This window comes from Paenibacillus sp. FSL R7-0026 (assembly GCF_038004485.1).
Lineage (GTDB): Bacteria > Bacillota > Bacilli > Paenibacillales > Paenibacillaceae > Paenibacillus > Paenibacillus xylanexedens_A.
The window spans coordinates 4,861,103-4,876,925 of the sequence record NZ_JBBORG010000001.1 but is presented as its reverse complement, the minus strand read 5'-3'; the positions used below and the strand labels follow the sequence as shown (position 1 = coordinate 4,876,925).

Annotated in this window: 2 protein-coding genes; both read left to right on the top strand. The window is 45.2% G+C overall.

Translation table 11 applies throughout. The annotated features are described in order from the left end of the window. Nucleotides 1-5: 5 nt before the first annotated feature. A complete protein-coding gene (locus MKY44_RS21285) occupies nucleotides 6-3,854 on the top strand; it encodes a type I polyketide synthase (protein WP_341008490.1) in 3,849 nt (1,282 codons plus the stop codon). 13 nt (nucleotides 3,855-3,867) lie between these two features. Beyond that, a complete protein-coding gene (locus tag MKY44_RS21280) occupies nucleotides 3,868-15,810 on the top strand; it encodes an amino acid adenylation domain-containing protein (RefSeq protein WP_341008489.1) in 11,943 nt (3,980 codons plus the stop codon). Nucleotides 15,811-15,823: the final 13 nt, after the last annotated feature.

Here is a 15,823-nt window from a genome sequence, read left to right as displayed (position 1 = left end):
CGGCCATGCTTGATCAGTTGTTCGACAGAGAGCAATGGGAAGAAGATGACCAGGACACTACTATTGAACTGGATATAACAACGGATAATAGACATGATATAGCTGTTATAGGTATCGGTGCGAAGTTGCCGACCGGAGAGTCGCTGGATGAATTTTGGAAGATGCTTGATTATGGAATTGATTGCATACGTGAATTGCCCAATTATCGAAAGGGCCAGTTGAATCAATACTTGCTTCACAAGCAAGGTTCATTGGAGCATGTGCGTTATTTGAACGGAGCTTATCTGGACGAAATCGATGAATTTGATTATTCCTTCTTCCGTATGAGTGTACAGGAAGCCAAGCTGATGAGTCCGGTCCAACGATTGTTTTTGCAAACGGTATGGCGTGCGGTTGAGGATGCAGGTTATGGTGGTGACCGTTTGGCTGGAAGTTCAACTGGGGTGTACGTGGGTGTAATCGGAGATCAAGAAGGTTACAAGTACAAACAGATGGTCGAGGAATTAAGTCCGGACATGTTACCAATCGCCACCGTAGGTAATCTTTCGTCCATCATTCCTGCAAGAATTGCTTATCTACTTAATCTGTCGGGGCCGGCTATGGTTGTAGACACAGCATGTTCTTCTTCGCTGGTTGCTCTGGATATGGCAGTACGTGCATTACGTGAAGGAAGTTGTGATATGGCTATCGCTGGAGGGATCAGGCTGAATATGATCCCACTGGATAAAGAGTATTACAAAATCGGTATTGAATCCAGTGATGGAACAACAAGAACCTTTGATGAAGATGCGGATGGATCAGGAATGGGTGAGGGTGTAGTAAGTGTTGTACTAAAACCTGTGGAACAGGCATTGCGGGATCATGATCATGTGTATGCAGTCATAAAAGGCACAGCTGTGAATCAGAATGGGTATTCGGCAGGGATTACAACGCCCAATGCGGTAGCTCATGAAAAAGTACTGACGCATGCTTGGCGTGATGCTGGAATTCATCCAGAGAGTCTTTCCTATCTGGAAGCACATGGAACAGGTACGCTCATTGGGGACCCGATTGAACTGGAAGGTATCCAATCGGCTTTTCGCAGATTTACGGACAAAAAACAATTCTGTGCGATAGGATCGGTTAAGTCCAATGTGGGCCATTTGTACGACAGTGCAGGATTGGCGGGTCTGCTGAAGGCGATTATGGCACTCAGATCCAAACGTATTCCCTCTACACTTCATTTTAATAAGCCAAACCCAAAATTCGAATTTGATAAATCACCAGTCTATGTCAATGTCATTTCAAGGGAGTGGGAAGCGGCCACTCCTCGAAGATGTGGAGTCAGTTCATTTGGGTTAAGCGGCACCAATTGTCATGTCGTACTGGAAGAAGCTCCGAACATATCAGTGGAATTGGGGCGCGATGACCAATATCCCTTTTTGATCTCCAGCGTATCATCCGGAAATCTCTCCCGTCAGGTGCAATCATATGTGAAGTGGATCAATGAGAACCCGAAGGCCGATGTGAGGGATGTATGCTGCACAGCAGCTACTGGAAGACAGCATCATGCACACCGAGCGGTGTGGGTGGTCAATTCGTTGGATCAATTGCTGCAGCATTTAAACGACTTTCTTGCAGAACCCAAGACCGGTAGATATGAACAAGATACATTCAGGAAAAGTAATCAGATATTCACTACGGAAGAACTTATCTCGAAATGGCATATCGAAGGATGCGATAGAGCAACCGTGCTAGAGGAGTTGTGCACACATTATCAAGGCGGTGCTCAGATCAATTGGTCAAGAATCTATCCAGATGTGACCTATAACAAGTTGAGCTTGCCCACATATTCATTTGAGGAGAGTAAGTGCTGGATTGATACTAACCCCGATAATTCGGTACAGACTGAGGAAGAAGCGATGTATTATTCATTGTCATGGAAGCCTTGGAGCGAGATCGGCAAGACTAACTCATCCATCATCCATAATGTTGAACGTGTTTTAATAATACGAAATGATACACAGCTACATGCAACCCAGTTGGTGAACCAAATTCGTGAAGCTGGAGTAGCAGTTATCGAAGTGATATTGGGAACATCTTACCTTCAACAGGATGCACAGACATATGTAATTCGAAATAACGAGAGTGATTATATCAAACTTTTGCAGGAAGTGTCCTTTGGAGGTCCCTATCGGATCGTGCATATAGCATCACTTGACCATACAGAAATTAAGGAGAACAGGCTGGACAAAGGTCTTATGTCTGTATGGAGACTTACCAAGGCATGCTCACACGTCTTTGCAGAGCAGGTTGAGATGATTTTGGTGACAAGCTTTGCTAATGAAGTGACGGGTGACGAGAAAGTTCTGTATCCGGAGAATTCAGCGATGCTGGCTTTCGGACATACGGTACAGCGTGAGATTCAGAATCTCGAATGCTTCTGTATAGATGTTGACCAAGATTGGGATACCTCTCAGTATATGCGTTACATTTTGGGGCCGTTGGAGAAGAAGTCTTTGGCGATTAGAAATGGACAAGCATATCAAGCTGAATTCGCACCTGCTGATGTGGGTTCCATGCCTGATGCTGAGATGAACTGGAAAGAAGACGGCGTATACATTATTACAGGTGGACTTGGTGGTCTGGGGATGGAGATCGCTGAACGCTTGCTATCATTTGGACGTATGAATCTGGCTTTGATTGCAAGAACGCCACTGCCCAAACGTCACAATTGGGACATCATTCTAAATGCAAAAAATACTTCACCAGATCTAAAAAGTAAGCTTCTTCGGTTACTTGATATGGAGAAACGGGCCGGACAGATGATGTATTTTGGAGCTGATGTTGCCGATGCGGATCAGTTAAGTCAAGCCATTGAACAATTAAGAAGTCGTTTTGGATGTATACGTGGCATCATCCATGCAGCAGGCGTTGGGAGTACACAACAAGCTGACCAGATGACTGAGGAAGAGTTTACAGCAATGCTGGCTCCGAAAGTGAAGGGGACTCATCTGCTGGATCAGCTAACAGCCGAAGATCAGCCGGATTTTCTAGTCATGTTCTCGTCCGTCGCTACGTTATTTGGTTCTACTGGACAGGCTGTTTATGCCGCCGCGAATGCATATCAGGATGCCTATGCCCCAATGAGGAACCGCAAAGGGATGCGTACGATAACGCTGAATTGGACTACCTGGAAAGAGATAGGCATGGCTTCCAGAGCCGGGTTTGATTTTGACACCTTATTCAAAGCGATGCCCAAAGAGTGGGCATTGGATCGATTGTTCGAAATAATGGGAAAACAGACCGACCGTCTGCTGGTGGGGGAAATGAACTGGAATTCACCCTATTTAAACATTTTGAATAACTACCACTTTCATCTTGATGCCAACATCGGACAAAAGTTACAAAAATGGATGAGAATGCCGGAGAGAGCAAAGCAAATATCAATGAATAAGGAATCCGCTTCTACTGTTCAGATCCCAACGGAAGAGTATGAACTTGAATTGGAATCATCCGTGGAGATGGACCGGACTATTGCCAATATAGTTGGACAATATTTAGGCATTAAAGAGATGAATGTACATGACAGCTTTTTCGAACTCGGTGCAGACTCTATTATGATTAAGCAGATTTTCTTGAAATTGGACAAAACTTACCCTGGAAAACTCATACTGACCGATCTGTTTGAATATCCAAGTATCTCCAGACTAACTACTTATATGAGCACCACAGAAAAGCAGAAGCCTCACCAGTCTCCTCAAAAGGAAACTTTCGAAGAGGAACGGGATACAGATCTTGAGAATCTGTTCGATGAGATCGAACGTGGAGCAATGGATCTGGATGAAGCAATCATCAACCTTCAAAAGATGTAGGGGGACGTGAAGCGTGGAGAAAATTCTGAAGCTCCTGGTAGAGAGTGTCAAGGACCAGAAGATGAACAAAACAACGGCGGCTCAGATCGTGAAAATGCTAAAAGAAGGGGAAAAGAAACCCGTCAAGGATATCGCCATCATCGGTATTTCAGCCAAGTTGCCCAATATGGAAACACTGGATGACTACTGGGATAATATCCAGAGTGGTGTAGATTGCATACGTCCCATTCCCAAGACACGAAAATCGGATATGGACGCTATTCTCTCTTATATGGATATTCCTGAGGGAGATATTCAATATTACGAGGCGGCGTACCTGGACAATATTGACCAATTCGACCATGAATTCTTTCGTTTGCCTCCCAAAGAAGCCAGTTTAACGGATGTTAATCAGCGTTTGTTTATGGAGACGGCATGGGATGCCATGGAAGATGCAGGATACGGTAACGATAAATTATCGGGCACCAATACAGGTGTCTATGTAGGCTTTTCCAACAATATCAAAGATATGTATATGCGATATATTACCGAAACGATGCAGACAAGTGCACTGTCCATCGTTGGGAATTTGGCTTCCATATTATCCAATCGAATCTCGTATCTTCTGAATCTGAAGGGACCCAGTATTGTTGTTGATACAGCGTGTTCCTCTTCGCTCGTAGCTGTCGCCATGGCATGTCAGGCCATCCGGAACAAGGAATGTGATATGGCAATCGCGGGCGGTGTGAAACTTCATCTCATGACACGCGAGAATCAGAATGAGAAGATCGGGATGGAATCTCCAGACTACCGGACCAAAACATTTGATGATTCTGCAAATGGGGCGGGAATGGGCGAAGGAGTCACTGCTTTGTTGCTGAAACCACTAGATGCTGCAATGCGTGATGGTGATCAGATCTATGCGGTAATTAAAGGTTTGGCCGTCAATCAGGATGGAAGTTCTGGCGGATTGACTGTACCAAACCCGTCCACTCAGGCAGAGTTGATTGTAAAAGCGTGGGAGGACGGTAACATCGATCCCGAAACGATCTCGTATTTCGAACCGCATGGTACGGGGACAGAATTGGGAGATCCCATTGAGATTAAGGGAATTCAGAACGCGTTTAAGAAATATACTTCCAAGAAACAATTTTGTGCGATCGGTTCGGTTAAAACCAATATCGGTCATCTGTACGAAGCAGCTGGAACTGCTGGCTTAATTAAGGCAATTCTGGCGTTGAAAAATAAAAAACTCCCTCCAACCTTGCACTTTGAAAAGCCAAATAGAGCGATTGACTTCAGTGGATCACCCGTTTACGTAAATACTACACTACGAGAGTGGAACACGGATGGCACAACTCCAAGACGGTGTGGTATCAGCTCTTTTGGCATTGGGGGAACTAACTGTCATCTCGTGCTTGAGGAAGCACCTGATCGGGCAACTGCAGCGCATCAAGCGAACGCTTCTGTAACAGGCCCATCCATTCTGACGTTGTCCGCCAAGTCTGAGGAATCGCTACGTCAGATGATCAGTAAGTATATCTATTTTCTTGAAAAAAATGAACTGCCAACATTACAAGATATATGTTATACCGCCAACACGGGAAGAGGAAAATTTCCATATCGGGTAGCAATCATAATGAACAGCAACATCGATTTGCATCAGAAACTTACTCAGTTGGAGCGTTCAAAACAGCTATTTGGTACTTCACATGGTTCGCACATCTATACAGGCTTTCACAAGCTGGTTCAAGATGAGGAGGCAGCGGATCAGGAATTCAGAATGTCGCTCTCATCCAGGCATGAGATGAGCGTATCGCTGGGACAAGCTCTTGGAGAATTCATGGACAGTGGGCAGCAAGACATCAATGCGTTACATCAGGCTGCTTCATTCTATGTCTCTGGGGGCGATGCTGACTGGGAAGCGCTTTATGCGAACCAGAGTGTATTCAAGGTCAGTTTGCCATCTTACGCATTCCAGACGCACAGATGTTGGATCGACATTCCAAAACGGAACAGAAGATCGGAAAAGGTACAGGCAGAGGGCATGTTTTATCAAGCTGTATGGCAACGATACACGCCCGTATCTCGCGATTCTGTCGTCACAAAAATGAAAGGCACCGTACTTCTCTTCCGCGGAAACGATCAAGTCAGTGCTGCCTTGACGGTCCAATTGGAGCGTGAGCCCGAAGCACGAGTCATTCAGGTAGCCTGGGGGGATCGTTACGAGAAGTATGATGATTCGCACTATGTGATTCGTGGTGATGAAAGTGATTACATTCAGTTATTGGATGATATGAAGGGTCGGGGGCTAATCCGTATTATTCACGGGTTTACTCTGGCAGAGAATGATTCAGATGATTATTTACAAAGCGAGGAACAATTGAAGTTAAGCCAGGACCGTGGAATTCAGAGTGCATTCTACTTGACCCGTGCGATTCTACATCATCATATGACAGAGGGACTTCAGCTTCAATTCATATCCTCTCTAGCGAATGCAGTTACGGGTTATGAAAGTCAGGTACGACCGGAAAATGCAACGCTTAACGGATTCGCAAAAGTCATTGAACAGGAGTATCCGGAAATATCCTGCCGATTCATTGATGTGGATTCAGATACCGATGCGGATACGATCTATGCAGAATTGAATAGCTCCCATGACCGTTTCCAAGTGGCGTATCGCCATAATCAGTCATACGTTGAAGAATTGGATATTGCCAACATTCTGGAAGCCAGTCATGAGGAAGTGACTATTCGTGAGAACGGTTTATATCTTATTGCTGGTGGAACAGGCGGAATTGGCTTGCAGTTCGCGAAGCATCTGGCTGATGAACGCTGCATTCGTCTGGCACTAATCAGTCGTACGGTGATGCCTGATCGCACTGTGTGGGACAAGCTTATTCAAGAAGAAGATCCAAAGATAATATCCATGGAAATGATTGAACGAATGAAAACCATTATGGAGCTTGAAGCCGGAGGATCAAGTGTTGAATTAATCAGTGCAGACATCTCCGATCTGAAGCAGATGACTCAGGTTGTGCAGAGGTTGAGAACAAAATATGGGCAAATCTATGGGGTAATTAATAGCGCTGGTGTTGCCAATGATGGCTTGATTATCCGTAAGGAAGAGACTGCATTCCAAGAGGTTCTGAGACCGAAGGTTCAGGGAACCTGGGTTCTGAATCAAGTAACAGCGCAGGAACCACTCGATTTCTTCGTTATGTTTTCTTCTGGCATATCCATGTTAGGAGAACCGGGGCAGAGCGATTATGTTGCTGCAAACTGTTTTCTGGATAGCTTTGCGTCTTACCGTGCAAATGGGTCGGGCCGAACGCTAACCATTAACTGGCCTGCTTGGAAGGAAACCGGGATGGCTGCCAGATTTGGTCTGAATGTGGATACAGCATTCAAGACATTAGCAACTCATCAAGCGATCAGTGCTTTTGACATGGTATTGAGCCGTCGTATACGCCGAGTGTTGATCGGTGAGCCCAATTATGCGAGTGAACTCCTACCGTTGTTAGAGTCGTCAAGGGTTATCCAATTTTCGGAAGCCATGACAGCTCGAATTCAACAGGAACGTAATCATTTGAATTATCATAACAACCAGCTGACGATAACTGAATATGAACAAAAGGTTGAACTGCACGGACGAGATAACGGTATATATACAACTACGGAGAAGGAACTTGCCCAACTGGTTGGACACGTTCTCGGGTTTACCGGGTTAGATGTATACGACAACTTATTTGAACTCGGCGTTGATTCAATATCAATGATGCGCATTATTACTGAAATACGGGTACGCTACCATGTTCACCTAAACTACCACACGTTCTTTGAAGGTATGAATCTGGCAAAGCTTGCAATTCATCTGATTGGTGCACTCAAGGAAACTGGAGCGATATCCGAGTATCCCCAGCAAGAGCCGGAACCGGCGACCCAGTATGAGGACTTCCCTTTGACAGAAGTACAGATGGCTTATCTGTTAGGTCGAGACGAGCGGTTTGAAATGGGGGGAACATCGACTCACTATTATCTGGAATTGGAAACCAAATTGAACATGACGCATTTCCGGACTGCATTGCAAAAAGTGATTCAGCGTCATCCAATGCTGCGAGCGGTCATATTGCCGGAGGGCATACAACGAATATTGCCACAGGTACCAGACTATCAACTGGAAATCGTTGATGTGTGCCATCTGAATGAGCAGGAAAAGTGGAAACACATTGAGGTGGAACGGGATCGAATGTCCCATCATGTGTTTGAGCCGAGCCAATGGCCGCTGTTTGAATTCAAAGCTTTTAAAATAGATGATACACGGCATTACCTGTTATTCGGTTATGATCTGCTGATCTGTGATAGTGCGAGTATCCAGATCCTTGGAGAGGACCTGGTGCATTATTGCCGTGATCCGGAAAAGGAACTTCCTGCACTCAAGTTTTCGTTCAAGGATTATATGATGGCATACGGACAACTGAAAAAAGGTGAGATGTACGCACGTGACAAGAAGTACTGGATGGATCAGCTGGACACATTCCCTTCCGCTCCAGCACTTCCGCTGAAGCAGGAGCCCAGACATATCAAGAAACCACAATTTTCACGGCTAAGCTGGATATTGGAACAAGATCCGTGGGAGCAATTAAAGCATAAGGCGCAGCAAAAAAATGTAACACCTTCCGCGCTTCTATGTACTGCCTTTGCTCGAGTTTTGGCCCGTTGGAGCAATCAGGATCGACTTGCCATCAATCTGGCGGCGTTCAACCGCTTTCCATTTCATGAAGAAACCAATCAAATTATCGGTGATTTTACATCCATCATGTTGCTCGAAATTAACGAACAAAAAAACAAGCCTTTTTGGGAACAAGCAAGAGACGTGCAGAGTGGCATGCTCAATATGTTGGAACATCGACATTATGACGGCGTGGAGTTCATTCGAGAACTGGCCCGTCATCGAGAAGCGGGTACTTCCGCCATTATGCCGATTGTATATACCAGCACATTATTTGTGGATGCCATCGGAAGCTGGCAGCATATCGGAGATCTGAAAATGGGTATCAGTCAGACCTCCCAAGTCTACCTTGATAATCAGGTAATGGAGACTGACGGGAGACTGACCATTAACTGGGACTATATTCAGGATCTTTTTCATTACGATACACTTTCCGCCATGTTCGATGATTATACAGCGATGATTACTCATCTGTGTGAGCAAGAGGATATCGAGTTTTTACCAGGTTTGCCTGAACAGGATAAGGCCATCTGGAATGCATTTAATGCAACAGCACAATCATTTCCTATATCTACACTGCATGGGTCTTTTATGGAGCAGGCGACCAAGACTCCTTATCAGACAGCATTGATTTACGGTAATCAGCAATTGACTTATCAACAGCTGGATGAACGTTCCAATCAGCTCGCTCATTACTTGGCGCAACAAGGAATAACACGGGGAGACAGAGTGGGGTTGTTAGCCAAACGTGGTATGGAGACAATTGTGAATACCATCGGTATTCTCAAAGCAGGAGCGGTATACGTGCCTGTTGATCCCGATTATCCTGAAGATCGTCAGCAATACATTTTACAAAATAGTAACTGCAAAATGCTGTTATTACCCGAACTTTATACGTTTGAGGGACTGGCTGAATTGCCGGTGGAGCCACTGGAAAATAACGCAGCACCTGACGATCTTGCCTACATTATTTATACGTCTGGCAGCACGGGAACTCCAAAAGGGGTAGCTACTGCCCATGGCCCGGCAATGAATACCATTCGGGATATCAATATGAAGTTTGAAGTGACGGATCAAGATCGGATGCTTGGTATATCTTCAATGTGCTTTGATCTGTCAGTCTATGATATTTTCGGTGCACTTGCGACGGGTGCAGCACTTGTGATCATTGCTGATCAGCGTGATATTCATGACATGTACGACGCGATACAACAGCATAAAGTAACCATCTGGAATTCAGTTCCAGCCATTATGCAACTGATGGCAGATTACGTAACCGATCAAACCAATGAACAATTAAGGCTCATCCTGCTCAGTGGAGACTGGATACCAAAGAAATTGCCAGAGCAAGTACATGGGCGTTTTCCTTCGGCACAGGTTATCAGCTTGGGAGGTGCGACAGAGGCATCCATTTGGTCTATCTATTATCCCATTGATACTGTCAAGTCGGATTGGAGGAGCATTCCTTATGGAAGACCACTTGCGAATCAGACATTCTATACGCTTGACTACACGGGTTGCCTGAGTCCAGTCGATGTCATTGGTGAGCTCTGTATCGGTGGAGTAGGATTGGCTCAAGGATACTTTAATGATCCGGTGAGGACCGACAATGCATTTTTTAATCATCCGGAATTGGGACGTTTATACCGCACAGGTGATTTTGGAGTCTTGCGAAGAGAAGGGTACATTGAATTCCTTGGCAGACGGGATTCCCAAGTGAAAATCAGGGGTTATCGGGTTGAACTTGGAGAAATTGAAAGCCGACTATCTACAATTCCTAGCGTGAAGCAGGCTGTCGTTATAGATAAAGTGGACATGCAAGGAACAAAGGTACTGGTGGCCTATTACTCAGCGGAGCGCAGCTATGACGAATTGGAGATGAAGCGTCTTTTGGCAAAAGCACTTCCGGATTACATGGTTCCTCAGCATTTAATCCAGTTGTCTGAATTTCCACTTACACCCAATGGAAAGATTGATCGGAAAGCGTTACCGGAACCAACTTTTGGACAACAGTCCAGTGCACTTGCAGGAACAGAAAGCCAAACGGAGCAAAAGCTGATTGAACTCTGTGAATCGGTATTTGGTATGAATGGAATAGGAACTCACGACAGCTTTTTCCAGATGGGGATCAATTCAATTCTAATGGTGCAGCTGGTAAATCGAATTGGGCAGGAATTCAATCAGCGTCTCAGCTTCAAGGAATTTATGGCCCTGAGAGATATTTATGAACTGGCGGCTCTGCTTGAGAGCTCTGTGGAAAATGAAGAGTCAGTGGGAACAATTCATTATCCGCAGCATGATCCATGCCCTGATCCTGAAGGCCGACCATTCCCGCTGACCGAGGTACAGATGGCTTATGTCGCAGGAAGAAGTCAGGCTTTTGAAATGGGGGGCACTTCGACACACGGGTACCTCGAATTCGAAACTCAACTGGAGATGACTCGCTTCAATGAAGCACTAATCAAGCTGATTGAACATCATCCTATGCTGCGGGCAATTATCCTGCCTACCGGAGAGCAAAGAATCCTGCCACATGTACCGGTATACCGGATGGATATTGAAGATATCAGTGGTTTGAGTCCTGACGAGATTGAACGGGTGATCATAGCCGAAAGAGAACGCATGTCTCATCATATTTTTGAATTGGAGCAATGGCCATTATTTGAAATACGTGCGAAAAAAATATCTAAGGATACACATTTGCTATTGTTTGGATATGATCTCCTCATTGCTGATGGGGCAAGCATACAGATCTTCAATAATGATCTATTGAAATTCTATCATCATCCCGAGATTAATCCGGAGCCTAATCCATTTACATTCCGCGATTATATTCTTGCTTACAATGAATTCCGTAAATCGAATACGTACCTGGCTGACAAACAATACTGGCTTGCCCGAGTAGAGGAGTTCCCAGCAGCACCTGCACTCCCATTGAAAACAGATCCTGCACAGATCAGTGAACCAAAATTCAAGCGACTTAATGAAGTGTTTGAACCACAGCGTTGGGAGATATTGAAAAAGGTTGCTAATGGACACGGGCTAACACCTTCAGCGCTTCTCTGTGCAGCCTATGCCCAGATCTTATCGTACTGGAGCAATCAACAGAAGATTGCACTGAACCTGACAGTCTTCAATCGTTATCCATTCCACCCAAGCATACAGGATATCATTGGGGACTTTACTTCCATGATTTTAATTGATGTGGACATGGCTTCGGGGAATGATTTTATGGGGCATGTGCGTCATGTTCAGGACAGTATACTGGAGGCGCTGGAGCACAGGCATTATGAAGGAATCGAATTCATACGTGATCTCTCCAAGCATCATCAAATGGGGAACAAGACCGTAATGCCAATTGTCTTCACAAGTATGATCTTTAATGAACGTGAGACATCTGAAGCAACTCAGGGACTGATTGGAAAGGTTCGAACTGGGGTCAGCCAAACATCGCAGGTATATCTGGATCATCAGGCCTCGGATGCGGGAGGGCAGCTAACGCTAACCTGGGATTACGTGGATGACTTGTTTGATCAACAGGTGATCGAAACGATGTTTGCGCAATATATTGCACTGCTGGATGGCCTAATTGTAGGAGAAACGATTACGGGGCCTGACATTCCTTCAGTCGATCGCAGCATTTTGGAAAGGTATAACCAATCAGAAGAAAATATCATGCCAACAACATTGCAACATTTGTTTAGCCGCATGGCTAAACATTATCCAGATCAGGACGCATTGTTGTTTGAGGATGAACGGATGACGTATTCGGAGCTGGACCGAAGATCTGGTCAACTGGCAGGATATTTACTTGAACAGGAGATCGGGCGAGGGGATCGAGTTGGCGTTGTAGCAAGGCGCCGTATGGAGACCATTGTAAATGTAATGGCTATACTTCGCACTGGTGCGGCATATGTACCACTTGATCCGGATTATCCTGAAGATCGGCAAGCTTACATGCTTAAAAATAGTGATTGTCAAATTGTATTGGACGTGGACGCCTATGATCAGGTCTCGGCTTCTGGTTATCCTCTACTCGAAGGTGAGCCATCTGGAACACCTGATGATATTGCATATGTAATCTATACCTCGGGAAGTACGGGTAGACCGAAGGGTGTTGCCATTACTCATGGGGCTGTAACGAATACGATTCAGGATATGAACAGAAAGTTCGGTGTTCATGAGAAGGATCGCATGCTTGGCGTATCTTCCATGTGTTTCGATTTATCCGTATATGACGTGTTCGGTGCACTTTCCTCGGGTGCAGCTCTCGTAATTGTATCCGACCAAAGAGATATCCGAATGATGAAAGAGGCCGTTGATCGCCATCAGGTTACAATCTGGAATTCGGTTCCAGCGATTATGGATATGTTTATGGATCGACTGGAATCCGATGCTGGACGAAGCTACCGTTGGGCAAGTGATGAAGAGATTCAGGCGTCAACCCAACTGGCTGTGGAGAAAGAGTCAGTAGAGTCGGTGTACCATTGGTCATTCTCCACGCTGTGGCGAATGGATGGAAAGCATATCTACGTGGATGAGTTCAAATGCCCTGGATATGCAACAGGTATGTTCCCTGAACTGTATTTCCTGGCACAAAAGGGGATTCGGCAATCCGAGATTGCTTCTTTCTTCCCGAATGTACCTGCTAGTGAAGTGAATTCGCTCATGGAACTGCTCATTCGCAAACGTGCTTTGGTCAGCGGACTTATGGAGCCAGCGGAAATTTTCAAGAAGCAGACGCAGTTATTCCGTAATCCGTATGACGAAAAGGTAGCATACGATGCACAGGCATACGAGGCATTCAAAAAAATACAGTTGCATCGTAATTTCGGTGAGAACACCACACTTGAGGTCTCACTGGAGCGTGGTGTTGAATACCCTGATTTCATCTCCAAGCGACGTTCTCATCGTTCATTTAAGGAGGATCAGCCTGTTACCATGAAACAGTTCTCCGATCTGATGGGAGTACTGGGTCAGTATGATCAAGGACAGGAAATTCGTTATTACTATCCTTCTGCGGGAGGACTGTACCCGATAGATGTGTTTGTGTATGTGAAGGAAGGAAGAGTTGCGGGAATGGAGGCGGGCTTGTACTACTTTAGTCCAGTGGATTACACGGTACGCCTTATTCATGGGAATCAGTCATTCACTGATGAAATGCACTATTACACAAACAGGTCCATTTATCAGTCTTCAGCGTTTACTGTTTTCTTCATTTACAACGCGGAAGCAACCATGCCGAAATATGGCGCGCAAGGTTATTTATACTCCCTTATCGATACCGGAATTATGGTATCCACACTAAACAGTGTTGGAGAGATGTTGGGCATTGGGATGTGTTCGATCGGAGATATGCCTTTTGAGAAAGTAAAACCGTTATTCAATTTAAATGAAAATCAGATTTGGCTTCACACGGTGGAAGCAGGATTGAAGCCAGACAATGAAATGGCTTCCCCAGAAGAATGGAGCAGCAGAAATTATATCAGACAAAGTCCAAGCGTATCGGTATCCTATGGCGAAAACCCAATGGCTGCTGACCCATCCCTATTATCGGAACGTTCCGTAGCAGTCCTGGGTGCACAGACCGCTCCGCTGGCTAAGTTAAATATCCAAAGTTCTGATATAGAAAGAGCAGTAAACATCACAAACGAGGGTAACCATCAAAGCAGTCTTCGTCTTATACTGCTCAGCGGTGACTGGATACCTCTATCGTTACCGGGAAAAGTCAGAAATCTGTGTCCTGATGCAAGCATCGTGAGTCTCGGTGGTGCAACAGAGGCTAGTATTTGGTCCATTTATTACCCTATTAATTCAATATCTGATGCGTGGAACAGTATCCCTTACGGGTATCCGTTAGCGAATCAAACATTCCATGTGCTCGATTATAAACTGCGTCCATGTCCGGTTGATGTTCCAGGTGAGATGTTTATCGGCGGAGTAGGTCTTGCAAATCAATATGTGAATGACTTGGATAAAACGGAGAAAGCATTCATTCAGCATCCGCTCCTTGGCCGATTGTATAGAACGGGCGACCATGGCGTCATGCGCAAAGAGGGATACATTGAATTTTTGGGCAGAAAGGACAACCAGATCAAAATCAGGGGGCATCGCGTGGAACTTGGTGAAATTGAAGCCATATTCATTCAACACCACGCCTTGAAGCGTGTGTATGTAATGGACAGGCAGAGCGAGCAAAAGAAAAAATATCTGTGTGCCTATTATGTCTCTGATCAAGAAGTTTCCATTGCTGAATTGCGAGAGTTTCTGATATCCAGATTGCCAGAGTACATGGTGCCTTCATTCTTTATCCGGTTGGAAGCCATCCCTCTAACAGCAAATGGAAAAATCAATCGTAATGCATTACCTGAACCAACAGCTCTACACACAGCTCAGGTCCAGTACAAGGCTCCCGTCAATGATATTGAAAAACAATTGGTACAGATATGGAGCGAAGTACTTGGCAATGCTCACATTGGTGTGAATCAGCATTTCTTTGAGATCGGCGGCGATTCTGTACTGATGATCAAAGCACATGCCAGACTTGATGACCAATATCCAGGAATTGTGAAAATAACCGACATGTTTAATTTGCCAACTATTTCGGATATTACCGCATTTATCGAGAATCAGTTGGACGAGATGGATGTAACCCATGTATCCCGCTCCCACATTCCCTTGTCCATGGATTATTTCGTGGAAGGAGATTCAACATCAAACGAAATAGAAGAGTTGCAGTTTGCCTTATCAGCAGAACTCTATGATCGTGTGGTGAATGCTGCCAGCAGGTGGGACGTGGAGGTAGATGATATTTTATTTGCCGGCTTTGCGTACCTTCTCGCACAGACCTCCAACAGTGATCGGATAAGTGTGCATGCAGCCATTGGGCAGTCCGACTATATTCAAGTATTTGATCTGGATTTCGGCTCGTTGGAACAATTTAATGAATTATTCCAGCTTATCCATCAATCCAAGGGTCAAGATGGCAGAGAGACCTTCCACACCAAGCATGTTAGTACACTCTTGCAGGAGCCCGGTACAGGAACATTACCTTTGTTCTATAACGCTGGTGCAGTTGCTTCGGGAGTGCCGGTGTCTGAACTGTACGACTTAACGTTACAAGTGGTTCATCAGGAGCACAGCCTGCACTTTGTATGTGGATTCCGTTCAATGAAATGGCGGAAGAGCAAGGTCGAGTCACTCTTGCAACTCTACTTTAAACTACTGAACCCGATACTCGAATGATCTCAAGCCGACT

Coding starts and splice junctions, on each gene's coding strand:
- MKY44_RS21285 (WP_341008490.1), top strand. CDS start 6: ATGCTTGATCAGTTGTTCGACAGAGAGCAATGGGAAGAAGATGACCAG.